The following is a 21,234-nucleotide window of genomic DNA, read 5'->3' on the forward strand; positions in this document are numbered from 1 at the left end:
CGATGGCCCCCGCGGCAAGGGGTTTCGCGCTCTGCCGGACAATCCGCGCATGAGCTTGCTTGCTGAAGACACCCCGGTCGCCGACCTGGGACTGCGCTGGAAACCCGGCTTCTCCAACCTGGGCCCCGCGTTTTTCACCGAACTGCGGCCGACGCCCCTGCCCGATCCTTACTGGGTGGGGCGCAGCGAGGCCGTTGCGCGCGAACTCGGCCTGCCGCCCGGTTGGCATGAGTCGGGCGACACGCTGGCCGCACTGACGGGCAGCATGCCCATTGCGGGCAGCCGCCCCTTTGCAACCGTGTACAGCGGCCACCAGTTCGGCGTGTGGGCCGGCCAGCTGGGAGACGGGCGCGCCATCATGATCGGCGAGACCGACGGCGGGCTCGAAGTGCAGCTGAAGGGCGCGGGGCGCACGCCCTACTCCCGCGGCGGCGACGGCCGCGCGGTGCTGCGCTCCAGCATCCGCGAATTCCTCTGCAGCGAGGCGATGCACGGGCTGGGCATTCCGACCACGCGCGCCCTCAGCGTGACCGGCTCCGACGCCCGGGTGCGCCGCGAGGAGCTCGAAAGCGCAGCGGTCGTGGCACGCGTGGCGCCCAGCTTCGTGCGCTTCGGCCACTTCGAGCACTTTGCCGCCAACCAGCGCGAAGACGAATTGCGCGCGCTGGCCGACTACGTCATCGACCGCTACTACCCGGACTGCCGCAATACCGGGCGCTTCAACGGCAATGCGTACGCCGCATTCCTGGAGGCCGTGAGCGAGCGCACCGCCGCCCTGCTCGCGCAATGGCAGGCCGTGGGCTTCTGCCACGGCGTGATGAACACCGACAACATGAGCATCCTGGGGCTCACCATCGACTACGGGCCGTTCCAGTTCCTGGACGGCTTCGATCCGCGCCATATCTGCAACCACAGCGACACCAGCGGCCGCTACGCCTTCAACCAGCAGCCCAACGTCGCGTACTGGAACCTGTTCTGCCTGGCGCAGGCGCTGCTGCCCCTGATCGGCGACCAGGAAATCGCCGTGGCCGCGCTGGAGTCTTACAAGAGCGTGTTCCCCAGCGAGTTCGAGGGCCGCATGCGCGCCAAGCTGGGCCTGGCTGACGCGGCCGAGGGCGACCGCCCGCTCGTCGAAGGCGTGCTCAAGCTGCTCGCCGCCGGCAAGGTCGACTACACGATCTTCTGGCGCCGGCTGTCGAACTACATGGCCGACGGCAAGCTCGAGCCGGTGCGCGACCTGTTCCTGGACCGCGAGGGCTTCGATGCCTGGCTGCTATTGTTTTCGGAGCGCCATGCGGCGTCCGACCGGGCGAGCGCGGCGGGCCTGATGCTTCGGTCGAACCCCAAGTTCGTGCTGCGGAACCACCTCGGGCAGCAAGCCATCGAAGCAAGTCAGCAAAAAGACAACTCAGGTGTGGCAACCTTGCTGGCTCTGCTCGAGTCCCCATTTGAAGAACATCCCGGCGCCGATGCTTATGCCGGCTTCCCGCCCGACTGGGCCTCCACGATCGAAATCAGCTGCTCATCATGACCACTCCCGTACAGAAAACCGACGCCGAATGGAAAGCCCTGCTCGCTGAAAAAGGCGCCGAACCCGCCGCCTTCGAAGTGACGCGCCACGCCGCCACCGAACGCCCCTTCACCGGCAAGTACGAAGCCCACTGGGACGACGGCACCTACCACTGCGTGTGTTGCGGCGCCAAGCTGTTCGAGTCTTCGACCAAGTTCGACGCCGGCTGCGGCTGGCCCAGCTTCTCCGAAGAAGCGGTGCCCGGCGCCATCAGGAACATCATCGACCGCTCGCACGGCATGGTGCGCACCGAGAACGTCTGCGCCAATTGCGGCGCCCACCTGGGCCACGTGTTTCCCGACGGCCCGACCGAGACCGGCCTGCGCTACTGCATGAACTCGGCTTCGCTCGACTTCCAGAAAAAGGCCGACTGAGCCGCTCCGAATGAAACTGATCCTCGACTTCTTCCCGATCCTGCTGTTCTTCGGCGCCTACAAGCTGGCCGACATCTACACGGCCACCGGCGTGCTGATGGCCGCCACCGTGGTTCAGATGGCCATCATCTACGCCATGGAGCGCAAGCTGCAGGCCATGCAGAAGGCCACGCTGGTGCTGATCCTGCTGTTCGGCACGCTCACGCTGGCGCTGCACGACGACCGCTTCATCAAGTGGAAGCCGACCGTGCTGTACGGCGCAATGGCGCTCGCGCTGGCCGTGGCGCTCTGGGCGCTGAAGAAGAACTTCCTGAAAATGCTGCTGGGCCAGCAGCTCGAGCTGCCCGAGCGCATCTGGGGCCGGCTGAACGTGGCGTGGATCGGCTATTGCCTGTTCATGGCCGCCATCAACGGCTACGTGGCGGCGTACTTCACGACCGAGGCCTGGGTCAACTTCAAGCTCTGGGGCTACGTGTTTCCCATCGTCTTCCTGGTGGCGCAAGGCCTGTACATCGCGCCGCACCTGAAGAACGACGACAAGCCCACCGCATGACGAGCAACACCACCACCGCACTCCTGCCCACGGCGGCCGACCTCGAGGCCGCGCTGCGCGAGGCGCTGGCCCCCACGCAGCTCGAAGTGATCGACGAAAGCGCCGCCCACGCCGGCCATTCGGGCGCCAACGCGCAAGGCCGCGGCACCCATTTCCGGGTCCGCATCGCCTCGCCCCGGTTCGAGGGAAAGCCCCGCGTGGCGCGGCATCGGCTTGTGTATGATGCCCTCCAAGTTTTTATCGCACAGGGTCTGCACGCCATCGCCATCGAGGTGCTCTGAGTCGTCCAAGGGGCCGCGCGCCACGCCTGATGTGGTTGCAGCGGCTGCCGTGCCACCCCGCCCTTTTCTTCCCTATCCCTGCTTTCTTTCCCGCGCCTTTTCCTACACGCGCATTTCCTTTCCAGCTCGATATTCATTCCATGAAAAAACAAATCTTGCAGGCCGTCGCGGCCGCAGTGCTGCTCGGTGCCATTCCCATGGCCGCGCTCGCACAGAACGCAGCCATCGTGAACGGCAAGCCGGTGCCCAAGGCCCGCATGGACGTTCTGGCCCAACAGCTGGCCGCCGCCGGCCGCCCGGTGACGCCTGAAATGCAAGGCCAGCTGCGCGAGGAAATCGTGGCGCGCGAAGTGTTCATGCAGGAAGCCCAGAAGCAGGGCCTGGACGCCAGCGAGGACTACAAGAACCAGCTCGAACTCGCCCGCCAGGCCATTCTGATCCGCGCGCTGTTCGACAACTACCGCAAGAACAACCCGGTCTCGGACGCCGACGTGAAGGCCGAGTACGACAAGTTCGTCGCGGCCAACGGCGGCAAGGAATACAAGGCGCGCCACATCCTGGTCGAAACCGAAGACCAGGCCAAGAAGATCATGGCAGACCTGAAGAAGGGCGCCAAGTTCGAAGACATCGCCAAGAAGCAGAGCAAGGACCCGGGATCGGGCGCCAATGGCGGCGACCTCGACTGGGCCAACCCCGCGAGCTTCGTGCCCGAGTTCTCGGAAGCCATGATCAAGCTCAAGAAGGGCGAGACCACCCCCGCCCCGATCAAGACCCAGTTCGGCTGGCACATCATCCGCGTCGACGACATCCGCCAGGCCCAACTGCCGAAGCTGGAAGAAGTGAAGCCGCAGATCACGCAGCAGCTGCAGCAGCAGCGCCTCCAAAAGTACCAGGAAGACCTGCGCGCGAAGGCGAAAGTGGAATAACCCCCAGGCTTCGCGCACTTCGTGTCGCTACGCCCACCCCCTTGCAGGGGGCAACACCTGCGGCCCGGCGAAGCCGGTTCCGCGGTGTTCTGGAAATGAAAAAAGCGGCCCGCGGGCCGCTTTTTCGTGGGCGTCCTTATTTCAGATCGCCCAGGTGCCGAAGTTGTCGCCCGGGCGGTCAAGCACGACGAAAGCCTGCCAGATCCTCGATCCGCGCCGCTTCCAGCACGTGCCGGCTTCCCGGGTGATCGAGGTCGAGCATCTGCTTCAGCCCACCCAGCGACGCGCGTTGCGCCAGATCTGCATCCAGGGGCTCAGGTCGCTCTTGTCGCCCGAGGTCCAGCTCATCTGGATGTTGCGGAACACGCGCTCCGGGTGCGGCATCACCGCGGTGAAGCGGCCGTCCGGCGTCGTGACCGAGGTCAGGCCGCCCGCGCTGCCGTTCGGGTTGAACGGGTACTGCTCGGTCGGCTGGCCGTGGTTGTCGACGAAGCGCATCGCGCCGATGGCCTTGGCGGCGTCGCCGCGGTGCTTGAAGTTGGCGTAACCCTCGCCGTGCGCCACCGCGATCGGCAGGCGGCTGCCGGCCATGCCTGCGAAGAAGATGCTGGGCGACTCGAGCACTTCGACCATCGACAGGCGCGCCTCGAAGCGCTCGCTCTGGTTGGTGGTGAAACGCGGCCAGGCCTCCGCGCCCGGAATGATGTCGGCCAGCTCGGCGAACATCTGGCAGCCGTTGCACACGCCCAGGCCGAAGGTGTCGGCGCGGCCGAAGAAGGTCTTGAACTGCTCGGCCAGCTTCGGGTTGAAGGTGATGCTGCGCGCCCAGCCGATGCCGGCGCCCAGCGTGTCGCCGTAGCTGAAGCCGCCGCAGGCGACCACGCCCTTGAAGTCGGCGAGGTCCGCCCTGCCCGTCTGCAGGTCGGTCATGTGGACGTCGAAGGCTTCGAAGCCGGCTTCGGTGAAGGCGTAGGCCATCTCGACGTGCGAGTTGACGCCCTGCTCGCGCAGGATCGCGACCTTGGGGCGCGACTGCAGGATGGCGGGCGCAACGGCGGAGCCGGTCTGCGCATTCGGCAGGAACACGTGCATGCCCGGATCGTTCGGCACACCGGCTGCGGCGTGTTCGGCATCGGCGCAGGCGGGGTTGTCGCGCTCGCGGGCGATCTTCCAGCTGACCGAGTCCCAGACCTGCTGCAGGTCGTGCAGGCTGGCGCTGAACACCGACTTGGCGTCGCGCCAGACTTCGACCTTGCCCTTGCCCGCATCCATGGGCGAGCTGGCGGGGCGGGTCTTGCCGACGAAGTGGCTGTGCGTGCTGAGGCCGTGGGCGCGCAGCACCTGCATGACATCGTTGCGCTCGGCGGTGCGCACCTGCAGCACCATGCCCAGCTCTTCGTTGAACAGCGCCTTGAGCGTGAGCTCCTCGCGCCGCGCGCTGACCTGCTGCGCCCAGTTCTTGGCGTCGCCGGTTTCCATGCGGCTGTCGGAAATGCCGTCGCCTTCGGTGACCAGCATGTCGACGTTCAGCGCCACGCCCACATGGCCGGCAAAGGCCATTTCGCAGGCGGTGGCGAACAGGCCGCCGTCGCTGCGGTCGTGCATCGCGAGGATCTTGCCGTCGGCGCGCAGCGCGTTCACGGCATTGACCAGCGCCACCAGCTGCGCCGGATCGTCGAGGTCGGGCACCGTGTCGCCGCTCTGGTTGAGCGTCTGCGCCAGGATGCTGCCGGCCATGCGGTGCTTGCCCTGGCCCAGGTCGATCAGCACCAGCGTGGTGTCGGCCTCCTCGGCGTCGAGCTGCGGCGTGAGCGTGCCGCGCACGTCGGCCAGCGTGGAGAAGGCGCTGACGATCAGGCTCACGGGCGACGTGACCTTCTTGGCTTCGCTGCCGTCCTTCCACTGCGTGCGCATCGACAGCGAATCCTTGCCGACCGGAATCGACACGCCCAGCGCCGGGCACAGCTCCAGGCCCACGGCCTTGACGGTTTCGTACAGCGCGGCGTCTTCGCCGGGCTCGCCGCAGGCGGCCATCCAGTTGGCCGACAGCTTCACGCGCGAAAGTTCGATGGGGGCGGCCAGCAGGTTGGTGATGGCTTCGGCCACGGCCATGCGGCCAGAGGCCGGTGCGTCGAGCGCGGCCAGCGGCGTGCGCTCGCCCATGCTCATGGCTTCGCCGGCAAAGCCCTTGTAGTCGGCCAGCGTCACGGCGCAGTCGGCCACGGGCACCTGCCACGGTCCGACCATCTGGTCGCGATGGCTCAGGCCGCCCACGGTGCGGTCGCCGATGGTGATGAGGAAGCGCTTCGACGCCACGGTCGGATGCGCGAGCACGTCGATGGCGGCCTTCTGCAGGTCGACGCCCGTCAGGTCGAGCGGCTTGAAGGTGCGCGCCACGGTCTTCACGTCGCGGTGCATCTTGGGCGGCTTGCCGAGCAGCACGTCCATCGGCATGTCGACGGGCTGCACCTCGGTGCCTTCGTCGGCCACCAGCAGCTGGCGCTCTTCGGTCGCCACGCCGACCACCGAGAACGGGCAGCGCTCGCGCTCGCAGAAGGCCTTGAACTGCTCGAGCGACTCCGGCGCGATGGCCAGCACGTAGCGCTCCTGGCTTTCGTTGCACCAGATTTCCTTCGGCGCCATGCCCGACTCTTCGAGCGGCACGGCGCGCAGGTCGAAGCGCGCGCCACGGCCGGCGTCGTTGGTGAGTTCGGGGAAGGCGTTGCTCAGGCCGCCGGCGCCCACGTCGTGGATCGCCAGGATGGGGTTGGCCGCGCCCTGCTGCCAGCAGTGGTTGATGACCTCCTGCGCGCGGCGCTCGATTTCGGGATTGCCGCGCTGCACCGAATCGAAGTCGAGCTCGGCCGCGTTGGCGCCGGTGGCCATCGAGCTGGCGGCGCTGCCGCCCATGCCGATGCGCATGCCGGGGCCGCCGAGCTGGATCAGCAGCGAGCCGGCCGGGAACTGGATCTTCCTGGTCTGGGTGGCGTCGATGCTGCCGAGGCCGCCCGCGATCATGATGGGCTTGTGGTAGCCGCGCTGCACGGTGTCGAGGTCGCTCGCCACCGTCTGCTCGTATTCGCGGAAATAGCCCAGCAGGTTGGGACGGCCGAACTCGTTGTTGAACGCGGCGCCGCCCAGCGGGCCCTCGGTCATGATCTGCAGCGGGCTGGCGATGTGCTCGGGCTTGCCGTAGTGGCTGCCTTCAGGCCACAGCTTCGACACGGTGAAGCCGGTCAGGCCGGCCTTGGGCTTGGAGCCGCGGCCGGTGGCGCCTTCGTCGCGGATCTCGCCGCCCGCGCCGGTCGAGGCGCCGGGGAAAGGCGAAATGGCGGTCGGGTGGTTGTGCGTCTCGACCTTCATCAGCACATGGCTCAGGGCGCTATCTTTTTGATAGCTCTGCGAGCCGCTGGCGGGGATGAAGCGCTCGATGGTCGCGCCTTCCATCACCGAGGCGTTGTCGGCATAGGCGATGACCGTGTGCTGCGGGTTCTGCTTCTCGGTGTGGCGGATCATCGAGAACAGGCTCTGCGGCTGCGCCTTGCCGTCGATGGTGAAGTCGGCGTTGAAGATCTTGTGGCGGCAGTGTTCGCTGTTGGCCTGCGCGAACATCATCAGTTCGACGTCGCTGGGGTTGCGGCCCAGGCGGGTGAAGGCGTCCACCAGGTAGTCGATTTCGTCCTCGGCCAGCGCCAGGCCGAAGCCGGTGTTGGCGGCCACCAGCGCAGTGCGGCCGCCGGCCAGCACGTCGACCTGCGCCATCGGCTGGGCCGGAAGCTCGCTGAACAGGCTGGCTGCCTGCTCGACCGTGGCCAGCACCGATTCGGTCATGCGGTCGTGCAGCGGGGCGGCCACGGCGGCCAGCTGGTCGCCTTCGAGCACGGGGGCCTTGCCGATTAGCGGGGCCTTGAGCTTCAGGTGGTACTGGGTGACGCGCTCGACCCGGCGCAGCGCCAGGCCGCAGTTGTGGGCGATGTCGGTGGCCTTGGAGGCCCACGGCGACACGGTGCCCAGCCGCGGCGTGACCACCACCGAAGTGCCCGCCTTGGCCGGCGCCTCGAAGGGCTCGCCGTAGGTCAGCAGCGCGGCAAAGCGCTCGCGGTCGTCCGTGCCGAGCGCCGCATCGGTCACGACCAGGTGCACGAAACGGGCCGAAATGCCCTCGATGCGCGGCTCGATGGCTTGCAGCTTCGGCAGCAGCTGGCGTGCGCGGAAATCGCTGAGTGCGCTGCCGCCCTCGAACATGGTTACGACAGGAAGGGCTTGAGGTGCGGGCTGCGTCACGGTCGATGGGGCCTCGGGGGCCGCGTTGGGAATCAAGGAACAAAGGCGAATGACCGCTGACTGGGGTCATCCGCGTTAACCCGGGATTTTAGCCGGGCCGATGGGATAATTCGGGGATGAGCATTAACTACAAAGACGCTGCGGGCATCGAAGCCATGCGGGTCGCCTGCCGCCTGGCCTCCGAGGTGCTGGACTACCTCACCCCCTTCATCAAGCCCGGCATCACGACCAACGATGTCGACCGGCTGGCCGCCGAATACATGGTCAAGCAGGGCACCACCTCGGCCACGGTGGGCTACATGGGCGCCAGCAGCGTCCCGTTCCCGAAGTCGCTGTGCACCTCGGTGAACCACGTGGTGTGCCACGGCATTCCCAACGACAAGCCCCTGAAGAAGGGCGACATCATGAACGTCGACGTGACCGTCATCAAGGACGGCTGGTTCGGCGACAACAGCCGCATGTACGTGATCGGCGACGCCTCCATCGCCGCCAAGCGCCTGTGCAGCATCACCTTCGAGGCCATGTGGCACGGCATCCTGCAGGTACGCCCCGGCGCGCACCTGGGCGACGTGGGCCACGCGATCCAGAAGTTCGCCGAAGGCCAGGGCTTCTCGGTGGTGCGCGAGTTCTGCGGCCACGGCGTGGGCCAGCGCTTCCACGAAGAACCCCAGGTTCTGCACTACGGCCGCCCGGGCACCATGGAAGAACTCAAGCCGGGCATGATCTTCACCATCGAGCCGATGATCAACGCCGGCAAGCGTGACGTGAAGGAAGACTTCAAGGGCGGCCAGTACGACGGCTGGACCATCGTCACGCGCGACCATTCGCTGTCGGCCCAGTGGGAGCACACGGTGCTGGTCACCGAGACCGGCTACGAGGTGCTGACGCTCTCCGCCGGCAGCCCTCCGCTGCCCTCCTTCGTCACCTCGACCAAAACCTGACGCGCGCACGCGTTCCCCGGCCGTGATCGAAGCAGCCAAGATCGACGTGGCGACGCTGCGCGAAGCCTATCGCGCGAAGAAGCTCGCGCTTTTCGACACCCTGCGCTTTGCGCGCGCGCCCACGCGCAGCGTGCACACGGTGCTGCGCCAGCTCTCGGCGCTGGCGGACGAAACACTGTGCGCCCTGTGGCGCGAGGCCGATTTCGGCGACGCGCTCTCGCTGGCCGCAGTGGGCGGCTTCGGGCGCGGCGAGCTGTTTCCGTATTCCGACGTCGACGTGCTGCTGCTGTTGCCGCCCGAAGGCCACGAGAACGCGGTCGACCCGGCCCGCATCGAGGCCTTCATCGGCCATTGCTGGGACGCCGGCCTCGAGATCGGCTCCAGCGTGCGCACCGTGGACGAATGCCTGGCCGAGGCCGAGAAAGACGTCACCGTGCAGACCTCGCTGCTCGAGGCACGGCTGATCGCCGGCGACAAGAAGCTCTTCACCGCCTTTCGCCGCCGCTTCGCCCGCGCCATCGATCCGCAGGCTTTCTTCGTGGCCAAGTCGCAGGAAATGCGGCACCGGCACCAGAAGTTCGACAACACGCCCTACGCGCTGGAGCCGAACTGCAAGGAATCGCCCGGCGGCCTGCGCGACCTGCAGACCATTTTGTGGATGACCAAGGCTGCCGGCTACGGCAGCCGCTGGGACGACCTGGCCAAGAACGGCCTGGCCACCTCCTTCGAAGCCCAGCAGATCAAGCGTAACGAGGCCCTGCTTTCGCTCATCCGCGCCCGGCTCCACGTGATCGCCAACCGCCGCGAAGACCGGCTGGTGTTCGACCTGCAGACCGCCGTGGCGGCCAGCTTCGGCTATGAGAGCGAGTCGCAGCGCAAGTCGAGCGAGGCGCTCATGCGCCGCTACTACTGGGCCGCCAAGGCGGTGTCGCAGCTCAACCAGATCCTGCTGCTCAACATTTCCGAGCGCCTGCAGCCCAGCGACGAGCGCCACACGCCGATCAACGAGCGCTTCTACGAGCGCGCCGGCCTCATCGAGATCGCCAGCGACGACCTGTACGAGCGCGAGCCGCACGCGGTGCTCGAGACCTTCCTGCTCTACCAGAAGACCATCGGCGTGCAGGGCCTGTCGGCGCGCACGCTGCGCGCGCTCTACAACGCGCGCCATGTGATGGACAGCAAGTTCCGCAACGACCCGGTCAACCACGAGACCTTCATGCGGATCCTGCAGCAGCCCTATGGCATCACGCATGCCTTCAGGCTGATGAACCAGACCTCGGTGCTGGGGCGCTACCTGCGGGTGTTCCGCAGCATCGTGGGGCAGATGCAGCACGACCTGTTCCACGTGTACACGGTCGACCAGCACATCCTGATGGTGCTGCGCAACGTGCGGCGCTTCTTCATTGCCGAGCATGCGCACGAGTACCCGTTCTGCTCGCAGCTCGCGGCCGGCTGGGACAAGCCCTGGATCCTGTACGTGGCGGCCCTGTTCCACGACATCGCCAAGGGCCGCGGCGGCGACCACTCCACGCTGGGCGCGCGCGACGTGCAGCGCTTCTGCAAGCAGCACGGCATTGCCCGCGAAGACGCCAGGCTCATCGAATTCCTCGTGGCCGAGCACCTCGTGATGAGCCAGGTCGCCCAGAAGCAGGACCTGAGCGACCCCGAGGTCATCAGCGCCTTCGCCAGGCGCGTGGGCAACGAGCGCTACCTCACGGCGCTCTACCTGCTGACCATCGCCGACATCCGCGGCACCTCGCCGCGCGTGTGGAATGCCTGGAAGGGCAAGCTGCTCGAGGACCTGTACCGCTACACGCTGCGCGCGCTCGGCGGCCGCATGCCCGACCCGGACGCCGAGGTCGAGTCGCGCAAGCGCGAGGCGCTGGTGCAGCTGGCCCTGCACGCCCAGCGCTTCGAAGCGCACAAGGCCCTGTGGGACACGCTCGACGTGGGCTACTTCATGCGCCACGACGCCACCGAGATCGCCTGGCACGCCAAGCAGCTCTCGCGCTTCGTGCCGCCCAAGGGCGTGCCGATCGACCCGAAGGCGCCGCCCATCGTGCGCGCGCACCTGTCGCCGGTGGGCGAAGGCCTGCAGGTGGTCGTCTACACGCCCGACCAGCCCGACCTTTTTGCGCGCATCTGCGGCTATTTCGATCAGTCGTCCTTCAGCATCCTGGACGCCAAGGTGCACACCACCAGCGACGGCTACGCGCTGGACACCTTCCAGGTGGTGACCACCTTCCTGCCCGACCACTACCGCGACCTGATCAGCATGGTCGAGTCGGGCCTGGCGCAGACGCTCACCGAGGCCGGCGCCCTGCCCCCGCCCAGCATGGGCCGGGTGTCGCGCCGGGTGCGCAGCTTCCCCATCAAGCCGCGCATCAGTCTGCTGCCCGACGACAAGGCCCAGCGGTGGCTGCTCAACATATCGGCCAGCGACCGGGCCGGGCTGCTGTACTCGGTGGCCCGGGTGCTGGCGCGCCACCACTTGAACCTGCAGCTCGCCAAGGTGACGACGCTCGGCGAACGGGTGGAAGACACCTTCCTCATCAGCGGCCCCGAGCTGCAGGGGCAGAAAACCCAGCTGGCCATCGAGACCGAGCTGATGGAAGCGCTGGCGTCCTGAGCCGCAGGTTTTTCGGGCGCTGCAGCCGGTCTGGCGCTACTTTCGTACAACGAAAGCCTGAAGCCTTGGCGCATCGCCGTCAAAATGTGGGCTATGGACTCACTGATTGAACAGCTTTCAGACTCGGTCTCCTCGGCCAAGACGCTCGAGGACCTGGCTCGCCCCATGCTCGAAATGCTCGAAGTGGTCACGGGGCTGGAATCGACCTACCTCACGACCATCGATCTCGAAAAGGGCCTGCAGAGCATTCTTTTCGCTCGGAACGCGAAGGAAATGACCATCCCCGAGGGCCTTTCCGTCCCATGGTCCGACACCCTCTGCCGCCGCGCCCTCGAAGAAGACCGCCCCTTCGCCGACGACGTCGCCACCCGCTGGGGCGACTCCGACGCCGCCCGCCAGCTCGGCGTCCAGACCTATGTGAGCACACCGATCAAGACGGACAGCGGCGGCCTCTTCGGCACCCTGTGCGGCGCCAGCGCGGACAAGCTGCCTCTGTCGCCCCATGCGGCACCGGTGCTGCGGCTCTTCGCGAAACTGCTGGCCCAGCAGGTCGAGCGCGAGATGCTCCTCGTCAAGCTCAAGCGGGCCAACGCCGAGCTGGCCGCCTACGCCTCGACCGACAGCCTCACCGGCCTGCCCAACCGCAGAACGTTGATCGACGCCCTGCGCCGGCTGCTCGCCCAGTGCGAGCGCGAAGGCCGCAGCACGCTGGTCGGGTTCATCGACATGGACGGCTTCAAGAAGATCAACGACAAGTACGGCCACGACGTGGGCGACGATTTCCTGTCGACCATGGCCGGCAGGCTGTCGGCTTCGCTGCGGGCCAGCGACGTGCTGGCGCGCTTCGGCGGCGACGAGTTCGTGGTGATCGGCGCGGGCCCGGGCTTCGACGAATCGCCGCGCACCGCGGCGCGCGCGCTGGCCGACCGCCTGGGCGAAAGTACCATCGGCGACCTGCGGCTCAACGGCAAGACCACCATCGAGTACGGCGGCGCGAGCGTCGGCGTGGTGGCGGTCGACCCGCGCGCCACCACCGCGGAAGAGGCGCTGAAGCAGGCGGACACAGCCATGTACAACGTCAAACGCGAGCGCCGGGCCACGGCGCCCGCCAGGGAAACGCAGCTCGACTGAATGAACACCGACCGGCTGGTACGCCTAGAAAAGGCCCTGGGTTCGCTCAAGGCCCGGATCACGATGGGGGGGATTTTCGCGCTGGTGCTCGGCATCGGCCTGATCACGACCATCATCGTGGGGCGGACCGAGCACGACCTGCTGGAATCGCAGCGCCAGCGCGAGCTGAACGAGTCGGTGCGCACCGCCGCCCTGCTGGGCCACAACGTGATACAGCTGCAGCGCGTGCTGGAATCGGTGGGCAACGCGCTCAACGAGCCGCTGCTCAACGACCCGGCGGCACTGAAGGCGTTCCTGCAGAGCAAGCCGGTGATGCGCACCTTCTTCGCCAACACCTACATCGCCACGCCCGACGGCAATGTCCGGGTGATGAGCGACGACAAGGGCGTGTCGCAGCCGGAATTGAACATCGGCGACCGCCCCTATTTCCGCCGGCTGCTGGCCGAGGGCCGGCCGATGGTGTCCGAGCCATTGCTGGGCACGCTGACCGGCGAACCGATCATTGCCGTCAACCAGCCGGTACGCGACGCCAACGGCATCTATGCCGTGCTGGGCGGCACGCTGCGCCTGTCGAGCCGCGACCTGCTCGAGGGGCTGGTCGACCCGCAGGAAGGCGATGCCGGCGCGCTGGTCGTCCTGACCGACGCGCAGGGCCGGGTGCTGGCGCACCCCGACGGCAAGCGGCTGCTGCAATCGATTGCCGACGAACCCCGGCTGGCCCGGGCCTTCAAGGCCTGGCAGGCCGCGGGCAGCCCGGTCGAGCCGATGGGCCTGCTGCTGCCACAGGCCCAGGAGATCGCCAGCGTCGCCGGCGTGCCGGGCCCCGACTGGGTGGTGTGGCGCGTGCGGCCGGAAGCCGAGGTGCTGGCGCCTGTCAAGGCCGCGCGCCGGCTGGCGCTGGTCTGGGCCTTCACGCTGGTGGCGGTGCTGTCGGCCGGCATCTTCTTGAGCCTGTGGCTGCTGCTGCGCCCGCTGAGCAAGCTGGAGCGGCGCGCCCAGCACATGTTCGACGACGCCATGCGCCCCGAGGACGGCTGGCCCACGGGCGACGGCGAGATCGGCCAGCTCGGCCAGGTGCTGCGCCGCGTCGGCGTGCAGCGCGCCGAGCTGGAACGGCTGAACGGCGAAATGTTCAGCAAGCTGCGCTCGGTGATGCGCGCGGCGCCCATCGGCATCGCCTTCATCCGAGACCGGCGCTTCGAGCTGGTGAGCGACGAACTGTGCCGCCTGCTTTCCTACCGCGAGGACGAGCTGTTGGGCAAGCCGGTGGACCTGATCGTCGTGCCCGAGGAAGACCAGCCCGCCCTCGCCGCGCTGGAGAAAGAGGCTTTCGCCAGCAGCAATTCGTACGTGGGCGAATCCCGCATGCAGCGCGGCGACGGCTCGCGCTTCTGGGCCCGGCTGCGCAGCCGGCCGGTGGACCCGGAACACACCGATTTCGGCTCGATCTGGACGGTGCTCAACATCGAGGAACAGCGCAATGCCCGCAAGGCGCTCGAATGGTCTGCCGCCCATGACGGCCTGACCGGACTGGCCAACCGCCAGCGCTTCGACCAGCAGGCGCAGCGGCTGATCGAAGGCCGGCCGGGCTCGCTGCCGGCGGCGCTGGTGTTCATCGACCTGGACCACTTCAAGCAGGTGAACGACACCGGCGGCCACCTGTCGGGCGACGCCATGCTGCGCGCGGCGGCCGCGGCCATCATGTCGCGAGTGCGCTCCGGCGACCTGGCGGCACGCATCGGCGGCGACGAGTTCGCGCTGCTGCTGGAGCAGTGCACGCACGAGGCCGCCGTGCGCGTGGCGGAAGACATCGTGGCGTCGATCTCGGCGATCGCGCTGCCGTGGCTGTCGGGCAGCCTGCACGTCGGCGCCAGCATCGGCGTGGCCAGCCTGTCGCATGAGATCGGCTCGGTCGACGCCTGGGTCGATGCGGCCGATGCCGCCTGCTATGCAGCCAAGGCGGCGGGACGCGGCGTGGTGCGCGCCGGGCGTCCGCCGCGCCTGCCGCAGGCACCCAACGGCAACGGCTCCATGCGCGCCGCTGGGTCGACACCGGACAGCATCGAAGACTGACCGGGCGGCGCCCCGCTTGGGTGCGCCGGTTGAATCCGGAACGCGCCTTGCGCCGTATCGACGGTGGCGATGCACGGGTTTCGTGCAGCCGTTCCGGTTCGTTCGACCGACCGTCCCCGAATTCAGACAGTTCGCGTTCGATCGTGTGTCGAAAAGTTCACATTTGTTGTCAAGCGTTAATTGATCCCAGAGAATGCTCGGACATGGAAACAGCGACGCCGTTCATTCAGTACTACGAGAGAAATTCATGCAGTTCGCAGTGGCTGGAATTCAATCGTGGCATGGCCGCGGAGTTGAGTGCCGGCCTGCCGCCGGAGGAGCTGCGGCAGCTTTTCTTCCGCATCGGCCAACGTCTTGCGCATGCCATGCCCATTCCCCCGTGTAACACGCTCGGCGACCTCGAAGCCCAGTTCAACGCGCGCTGGGACAGCATCGACTGGGGTTTCAGCGCCCTCAGCGAAGACACCGACTGCGTCTTCATCACCCACGCCTGCAGCCCGATCGCCACGGCCTTCGGCCCCGAGGCCACGGACTGGAGCGTCGGCTTCTTCGAGGGCATCTACCAGGCCTGGTTCGATTCGCAGCGCATGCCGTCCTCCCTTCGCGTGCAGGCGTTCCCGCCCGACGCCGCACAGGCCGGCCACCGCATCGACCTGCGTCTGTCGAAGGCGCAAGCATGAGCAAGGACGATCCGACCCCGGAAGACATCGCCGGCCTGTTCCGCAAGTTCGGCGGGGATGCCCACGACTACAAGGAATTCGCTCCGCCCGAAACGGAGGAGGAAGCACCGCGCGTCTGGCCGCTGCTGACGGGCGAGAAGATCGAGCGTCCGTCCGCACCCGCCGCACGCACGCCTGCCGCTCCCTTGATGGCGCCGGTGCAGCCGCTGCCGGTCGCCGCCGCGCCGCAGCCCAGGGTCGAACCGGTACTGCGCCCGCTGCCGGCGCCCGCGCCCATTGCTGCACCTGCACCCGTTCCTGCGCCCGCTCCGGCTCCGGCGCCTCTCTTCGCGCGCCCGCCGCTGGCGCCGCACCAGCCCCAGCCCCCGGCGGCACATCAGCCCGCCACCGCCAGCGAACCCGCGCCGACTCCGCTTTCCCAGTTGTTCGAACGACTGGCGGCGCCGCAGCCGCGCGCCGCCCAGCCGGGCCTCATGTCGCGCTGGCGAAGGCCGACGTGACGATGGTCGTCATCCCCGTCATCTCATCCAAGGGTGGAGTCGGCAAGACCACCATCGCAGCCAATCTGTGCACCGCGCTCGCCGCCCGTGGGCAGCAGGTGCTCGCCATCGATCTCGATCCGCAGAACGCCCTGCGCTTTCACATCGCCAGCGACCCGCATGCCTGCGACTCCGGGCTGGTGGATGCCGCCACCGGCCAGATGCCGTGGGCGAATGCGATCCGCCCCGCGCACGGTGGCGCCATGCTGCTGCCTTTCGGCGACGTCGACGACGAGCGGCAGATCGTCTTCGAACAACAGCTGGCCCGCCATCCGATGTGGCTGGCCGAGACGCTGGCGCGCTTCGCGCTGCCCGACGGCATGCTGGTGCTGCTCGACACCCCGCCGGGCCCCACGGTCTACCTGCAGCAGGTGCTGCGCGCTGCCAACCTCTGCGTGATCCCGGTGCTGGCCGATGCCGGCTCGTTCGCGACGCTGCCGATCATCGAGCGCATGGTCGACAAGTACTGCCGCCCGCGCCCCGACTACGCCGGCAGCGCCTACGTGGTCAACCAGGTCGACCCCGGCAAGCGGCTGAACCACGACGTCTTCGAAATGCTGCGCCAGCGGCTGCGGCCCGAACTGCTCGGCGTGCTGCACCTCGACCAGTCGGTGCCCGAGGCGCTGGCGTCCGCGGTGCCGGTGCACCGCTATGCGCCCATGAGCCAGGCGACACAAGACATTGCTTCCTGCGCCGAGCGTCTGCTCGAGCGCATCGCCGCTGCACGGCAGGCGCCCAGGTCCATGGAATCCACACGATGAACAGCGCCCCCACGTCCGCGCCGCCGCCCCGGCCGGCCCCCGCCTTCCTGCGCCTGCTGCCGGTGCGCATCGCCGGCTGGCTGATCGCGCTGGCGATCCTGCCCGCGCTGATCATCACGCCGATGACCTTCGAGCAGCAGATCGTGCTGTCGGTGGGCATCTTCGTGGCCGCGCTGATCACCAACCGCATCAAGGGCCGCTTCGCGAGCCTGGTGCTGATCTTCATGTCGGTCGTCGTGTCCTCGCGCTACACCTACTGGCGCGTGACCGAGACCATGTTCATGGACAACCTGGTCGACCTGGTGCTGGGCACCGGGCTGCTGATGGCCGAGCTGTACGCCTTCGTGGTGCTGCTGCTGGGCTACGTGCAGACCGCCTGGCCGCTGGAGCGCAAGCCGGTGCCGCTGCCGGACGACCCGGCCGAGTGGCCCACCATCGACCTGTTCATTCCCACGTACAACGAGGCGCTGTCGGTGGTGCGCTCCACCGTGCTGGCCGCGCAGTCGATCGACTGGCCGCGCGACAAGATCAAGATCTTCGTGCTCGACGACGGCCGGCGCGAGGAATTCCGCGTGTTCTGCGAAGACGTGGGCGTGACCCACGTCACGCGCGACAACAACCGCCACGCCAAGGCCGGCAACATCAATGCCGCGCTGAAGAACACCACCGGCGAGTTCGTCGCCATCTTCGACTGCGACCACATCCCCACGCGCTCGTTCATGCAGATCGCCATGGGCTGGTTCGGGCGCGACCCGAAGCTGGGCATGGTGCAGCTGCCTCACTATTTCTTCTCGGCCGACCCCTTCGAGCGCAACCTCGACACCTTCGGCACGGTACCGAACGAAGGCGAACTGTTCTACGGCCTGATCCAGGACGGCAACGACCTCTGGAACGCCACCTTCTTCTGCGGCTCGTGCGCGGTCCTGCGGCGCACCATCGTCGAGGAAGTGGGCGGCATCGCGGTCGAGACCGTGACCGAAGACGCCCACACCGCGCTGAAGATGCACCGCCGCGGCTACAGCACGGCCTACCTGGCGCTGCCGCAGGCCGCCGGCCTGGCGACCGAGAGCCTGTCGGGCCACGTGGGCCAGCGGATTCGCTGGGCGCGCGGCATGGCGCAGATCTTCCGCATCGACAATCCGCTGTTCGGCCGCGGCCTGCACTGGGCCCAGCGCCTGTGCTACGTGAACGCGATGCTGCACTTCCTGTACGGCCTGCCGCGCCTCATCTACCTGACGGCGCCGCTGGCGTACCTGTACTTCGGCGCGAGCGTGATCCATGCGTCGGCGTCGATGATCTTCGCCTTCGCGCTGCCGCACATCCTGCACGCCAACCTGACCAACAGCCGCATCCAGGGACGCTTTCGCTACCTGCTCTGGAACGAGGTGTACGAGGCGGTGCTTGCCTGGTACATCTTCCGCCCGACGCTGGTGGCGCTCATCAACCCCAAGCTCGGCAGCTTCAACGTGACGGCCAAGGGCGGCCTGATCCAGAAGGAGTACTTCGACAGCACCATCGCCAAGGCGAGCCTGGTGCTGCTGGCGTTCAACTTCGTGGGCGTGTGCCTGGGCGTGTGGCGCCTGACGTGGGTCGATCCGCAGAACATCGCCACTGTGTGGCTGAACCTGGCCTGGACCATCTACAACCTGATGATCCTGGGCGCCTGCGTGGCCGCGGCCAACGAGTCGCGCCAGCTGCGCGGCGCGCACCGCGTGGAGCTCAACCTGCCGGCTACGCTGTACTTCGCCGACGGCCGCTCGCTGCGCTGCAACACCTTCGACTTCTCCAGCGGCGGCCTGGGCGTGGAGCTGCCCAGCGACCTCAAGCTCGACATGGAGACACCGGTCGAGGTGGCGCTGTACCGCAACGACCAGGAATCGCGCTTCGCCTCCACGGTGCGCTTCAGCAGCGGCAGGCGCCTGGGCCTGCGCTTCGCGCCCATGAGCTTCGCGCAGGAGCGCGCGCTGGTGCAGTGCACCACGGCGCGCGCCGACATCTGGGCTGCCCGCTGGGGCAACCATCCGCGCGTGCCCATCCATCGCGTGCTGGGCCACATCATCAGCATCAGCGGCACCGGCTTCAGAGACATGTTCAGCCATTACTACCGTTCGGCCATTTCAAGGCTGCGCCCCGTCAAAACGAAGGAATCCACGTGACGCCCCCCCGTTTCGCGCATCGTCGCGTCGTGCCCTGCGCCATGCTGGCGATCGCGCTTGCCGCCGTGTCCCTCGCCGACGGGACGTCGGCGCAAACCCGGCCCGCCGTGGTCCCGCCGCCCTTGCTGCCGGCAGCGCCCGCGACGGCAGCAACAGCCGCGACAGCCGCCTCCGCCAACACCACGCCCGTTGCAGGCGCCGTGCGAGAACTCAACCTCACGCAGCTCGGCATCGACTACGCCATCCAGCTGCGCGGCATCAGCGGCACCGTCGGCATCCCGTTCAACGTGCGCGCCGACGAGCTGGTGACGGCCGCGTCGTTCAGGCTGAACTACGCCTATTCGCCCTCGCTCATTCCCGAGCTCTCGCACCTGAAGGTGACGGTCAACGACGTGCTGGTGGCCACGCTGCCGGTGAGCCATGCCGAAGCGGGCAAGCCGCAGACGGCCGACATCCCGATCGACCGGCGCCTGATCACCGAGTTCAACCGCATCAACGTCGAGCTGATCGGCCACTACACGCGCGAGTGCGAAGATCCGGCGCACACCAGCCTCTGGGCGCGCGTGGACGCTTCCAGCACGCTGAAGCTCACGGTCTCGCCGCTCAAGCTCACGAACGACCTGGCGGCCCTGCCGCAGCCCTTCTTCGATCGCCGCGACGTGCGGCGCGCCCGCATTCCCTTCGTCTTCGGCGGCGCCGACACGGCGCCGATGCTCGAGGCCGCGGGCGTGCTGTCTTCGTGGTTCGGTGCGCTGGCGGACTACCGCGGTGCTACCTTTCCGGTGTCGCACGGCGAGCTGCCGGCGGGCCATGCGGTGGTGTTCGTCACGCCGGAGTCGGCCATTGCGGGGCTCACGCTGCCGTCCATACAGGGCCCGGGCCTGGCGGTGGTCGACAACCCGCAGGACGCCTCCGGCAAGCTGCTGCTGGTGATGGGCCGCAACCCGGCCGACCTGCGCACCGCCGCCGCCGCGCTGGCGCTGAACAGCAAGGCCTTCGCGGGCGCGCAGGCGGCCGTCACCGCCTTCCAGGAACCTCCGGTGCGCAAACCTTATGACGCGCCGCGCTGGGTGCCGAGCGACCGGGCGCTGCAACTGGGCGAGCTGGCCACGGCCGCCGACCTGTCGGTGACCGGCTACAACCCCGACGTGGTCCGCGTCAACCTGCAACTGCCACCCGACCTGTTCACCTGGCGCAGCCGCGGCATTCCGCTCGACCTGCAATACCGCTACACGCCGCGCGTGCGGCCCGACCAGTCGACGCTGAACATCAACGTCAACGACAACTTCGTGGGCGGCCTGCCGCTGCGCTCGGCCAATCCGGCCGGCGACCGCTGGTGGAACCCGCTGGCCGTGAAGCTGATGCCCGACGGCACGCTGGCCGAGCACAAGGAAGTCATCCTGCCGCCGCTGGCCATGGGCCCGCGCAGCCAGCTGCGCCTGCACTATTACTTCGAGCCCGTGGGCGGGCGCTGCGTGCCGCAGCTGGACAACGTGCGCGGCTCGATCGACCCGACCTCGAAGATCGACGTGTCGGGCTTCCCGCATTTCATCGCGATGCCGGAACTCGCGGCCTACGCCAACGGCGGCTTTCCGTTCTCGCGCATGGCCGACCTGTCGGACACCGCCGTGATCCTGCCGGACCAGCCCAACGACGCCGACACCGAGACCTATCTCGGTCTTTTGGGTCAGATCGGCCGCTCCACCGGCTACCCCGCGCTGCGCGTGAAGGTGGGCCGCTCGGCCGAGGCCGGGCAGTGGGCCGACAAGGACCTGCTGGTGATCGGCAACCTGCAGAGCCAGTCGCTGTTCACGCAGTGGGCCGACAAGATGCCGCTCAAGCGCAACGGCAACGCGCCGGAGCTCAAGCTGCGCAGCTGGATCGACAACGCCATCGACCTGGTGATCGGCGCGCGCACCCGCGAAGACTTGCCGGGCAGCATGCAGATCGCGGTGAGCGACGACGGACGCGACGCGGTGCTGGCGGGCTTCGAGTCGCCGCTGCGCAGCGGCCGCAGCGTGATCGCCGCCATCACCAACGCCGACTCGAAGGAAGCGCTGCTCAACGCGCTGATGACGCCCGACCTGCTCAAGCGCGTGCAGGGCAGCATGACCATCGTGCGCGACACGCAGGTCAACAGCGTGCTGGGCGGCGACACGTATTACGTCGGCCGCCTGCCGCCTCTGACCTGGCTGCAGTGGCATCTGTCGCGCAGTCCGCTGGGACTCGCGGCGCTGGTCATCGTGCTGGCCCTGCTGGGCGCGGCGGTGTCGTATGCGGGCCTGCAGATCCGGGCGCGCCGCCGCCTGTCGGTCAACAAGGCCAAATAATCCACC

Annotated in this window: 15 protein-coding genes; 14 read left to right on the forward strand and 1 reads right to left on the reverse strand. The window is 67.9% G+C overall.

Going from position 1 to position 21,234, the window contains the following annotated elements:
- Positions 1 to 49 precede the first annotated feature (49 nt).
- The 5 genes from QRN67_RS03945 (at position 50) to QRN67_RS03965 (ending at position 3,704) form a co-directional block, all read left to right on the forward strand.
- Positions 50 to 1,531 (forward strand): protein adenylyltransferase SelO, encoded by a 1,482-nt coding sequence (locus QRN67_RS03945; protein WP_285410609.1) that lies wholly within the window; start codon positions 50 to 52, stop codon positions 1,529 to 1,531.
- Entirely contained in the window at positions 1,528 to 1,944 is a 417-nt protein-coding gene (gene msrB, locus QRN67_RS03950; protein WP_081269438.1) for a peptide-methionine (R)-S-oxide reductase MsrB, read from the forward strand. Before QRN67_RS03945 ends, msrB begins: the two co-directional genes overlap by 4 nt.
- Before the next feature lie 10 nt (positions 1,945 to 1,954).
- On the forward strand, positions 1,955 to 2,497 hold the full coding sequence (locus tag QRN67_RS03955) for a septation protein A (RefSeq protein ID WP_081269437.1): 543 nt from the start codon (positions 1,955 to 1,957) through the stop codon (positions 2,495 to 2,497).
- Positions 2,494 to 2,778, forward strand: coding sequence for a BolA family protein (locus QRN67_RS03960; RefSeq protein WP_081269436.1), 285 nt, complete (start codon positions 2,494 to 2,496; stop codon positions 2,776 to 2,778). Before QRN67_RS03955 ends, QRN67_RS03960 begins: the two co-directional genes overlap by 4 nt.
- Before the next feature lie 140 nt (positions 2,779 to 2,918).
- The gene (locus tag QRN67_RS03965; protein ID WP_081269435.1) at positions 2,919 to 3,704 is read left to right on the forward strand and encodes a peptidylprolyl isomerase; all 786 of its coding nucleotides are present in this window, start codon (positions 2,919 to 2,921) and stop codon (positions 3,702 to 3,704) included.
- A gap of 267 nt (positions 3,705 to 3,971) precedes the next feature.
- On the opposite strand, the gene purL is transcribed toward QRN67_RS03965, so the two are convergent.
- Positions 3,972 to 7,949 (reverse strand): phosphoribosylformylglycinamidine synthase, encoded by a 3,978-nt coding sequence (gene purL / locus QRN67_RS03970; protein ID WP_285410613.1) that lies wholly within the window; start codon positions 7,947 to 7,949, stop codon positions 3,972 to 3,974.
- Between the two features lie 155 nt (positions 7,950 to 8,104).
- On the opposite strand from purL, the gene map reads away from it, so the two are divergent.
- The 9 genes from map to bcsB all read left to right on the forward strand — a co-directional run bounded on the left by map (position 8,105) and on the right by bcsB (position 21,228).
- Entirely contained in the window at positions 8,105 to 8,929 is an 825-nt protein-coding gene (gene map, locus QRN67_RS03975; RefSeq protein ID WP_081269432.1) for a type I methionyl aminopeptidase, read from the forward strand.
- A 22-nt stretch (positions 8,930 to 8,951) separates the two neighbouring features.
- Positions 8,952 to 11,558: a [protein-PII] uridylyltransferase gene (locus QRN67_RS03980; protein WP_285410615.1), complete on the forward strand. Its 2,607-nt coding sequence runs from the start codon at positions 8,952 to 8,954 to the stop codon at positions 11,556 to 11,558.
- A gap of 93 nt (positions 11,559 to 11,651) precedes the next feature.
- Entirely contained in the window at positions 11,652 to 12,689 is a 1,038-nt protein-coding gene (locus QRN67_RS03985) for a GGDEF domain-containing protein (protein WP_106934416.1), read from the forward strand.
- On the forward strand, positions 12,690 to 14,762 hold the full coding sequence (locus QRN67_RS03990; RefSeq protein ID WP_285410618.1) for a sensor domain-containing diguanylate cyclase: 2,073 nt from the start codon (positions 12,690 to 12,692) through the stop codon (positions 14,760 to 14,762).
- 203 nt (positions 14,763 to 14,965) lie between these two features.
- Positions 14,966 to 15,442: a cellulose biosynthesis protein BcsD gene (gene bcsD / locus QRN67_RS03995; protein WP_081269428.1), complete on the forward strand. Its 477-nt coding sequence runs from the start codon at positions 14,966 to 14,968 to the stop codon at positions 15,440 to 15,442.
- The gene (bcsR, locus tag QRN67_RS04000) at positions 15,439 to 15,942 is read left to right on the forward strand and encodes a BcsR/BcsP family cellulose biosynthesis protein (protein WP_285410620.1); all 504 of its coding nucleotides are present in this window, start codon (positions 15,439 to 15,441) and stop codon (positions 15,940 to 15,942) included. Before bcsD ends, bcsR begins: the two co-directional genes overlap by 4 nt.
- Positions 15,943 to 15,944: 2 nt before the next feature.
- Positions 15,945 to 16,742, forward strand: coding sequence for a cellulose biosynthesis protein BcsQ (bcsQ, locus tag QRN67_RS04005; RefSeq protein ID WP_106934413.1), 798 nt, complete (start codon positions 15,945 to 15,947; stop codon positions 16,740 to 16,742).
- Complete coding sequence (bcsA, locus tag QRN67_RS04010) at positions 16,739 to 18,898, forward strand: UDP-forming cellulose synthase catalytic subunit (RefSeq protein ID WP_106934412.1); 2,160 nt, start codon at positions 16,739 to 16,741, stop codon at positions 18,896 to 18,898. Before bcsQ ends, bcsA begins: the two co-directional genes overlap by 4 nt.
- The gene (bcsB, locus tag QRN67_RS04015) at positions 18,895 to 21,228 is read left to right on the forward strand and encodes a cellulose biosynthesis cyclic di-GMP-binding regulatory protein BcsB (RefSeq protein ID WP_285410623.1); all 2,334 of its coding nucleotides are present in this window, start codon (positions 18,895 to 18,897) and stop codon (positions 21,226 to 21,228) included. The genes bcsA and bcsB overlap by 4 nt, the downstream gene beginning before the upstream one ends.
- Positions 21,229 to 21,234: the final 6 nt, after the last annotated feature.

Origin of the sequence: Variovorax sp. efr-133-TYG-130 (assembly GCF_030208835.1) — a bacterium.
Taxonomy (GTDB): Bacteria; Pseudomonadota; Gammaproteobacteria; order Burkholderiales; family Burkholderiaceae_C; genus Variovorax.

Bases quoted from the DNA above. Each gene is read 5' to 3' on its own strand.
- bcsD (WP_081269428.1), top strand. From the start codon at position 14,966: ATGGAAACAGCGACGCCGTTCATTCAGTACTACGAGAGAAATTCATGC.
- purL (WP_285410613.1), bottom strand. From the start codon at position 7,949: ATGTTCGAGGGCGGCAGCGCACTCAGCGATTTCCGCGCACGCCAGCTG.
- bcsA (WP_106934412.1), top strand. From the start codon at position 16,739: ATGAACAGCGCCCCCACGTCCGCGCCGCCGCCCCGGCCGGCCCCCGCC.
- msrB (WP_081269438.1), top strand. From the start codon at position 1,528: ATGACCACTCCCGTACAGAAAACCGACGCCGAATGGAAAGCCCTGCTC.
- map (WP_081269432.1), top strand. From the start codon at position 8,105: ATGAGCATTAACTACAAAGACGCTGCGGGCATCGAAGCCATGCGGGTC.
- QRN67_RS03985 (WP_106934416.1), top strand. From the start codon at position 11,652: ATGGACTCACTGATTGAACAGCTTTCAGACTCGGTCTCCTCGGCCAAG.
- bcsR (WP_285410620.1), top strand. From the start codon at position 15,439: ATGAGCAAGGACGATCCGACCCCGGAAGACATCGCCGGCCTGTTCCGC.
- QRN67_RS03960 (WP_081269436.1), top strand. From the start codon at position 2,494: ATGACGAGCAACACCACCACCGCACTCCTGCCCACGGCGGCCGACCTC.
- QRN67_RS03945 (WP_285410609.1), top strand. From the start codon at position 50: ATGAGCTTGCTTGCTGAAGACACCCCGGTCGCCGACCTGGGACTGCGC.
- bcsQ (WP_106934413.1), top strand. From the start codon at position 15,945: ATGGTCGTCATCCCCGTCATCTCATCCAAGGGTGGAGTCGGCAAGACC.
- QRN67_RS03955 (WP_081269437.1), top strand. From the start codon at position 1,955: ATGAAACTGATCCTCGACTTCTTCCCGATCCTGCTGTTCTTCGGCGCC.
- QRN67_RS03965 (WP_081269435.1), top strand. From the start codon at position 2,919: ATGAAAAAACAAATCTTGCAGGCCGTCGCGGCCGCAGTGCTGCTCGGT.
- QRN67_RS03990 (WP_285410618.1), top strand. From the start codon at position 12,690: ATGAACACCGACCGGCTGGTACGCCTAGAAAAGGCCCTGGGTTCGCTC.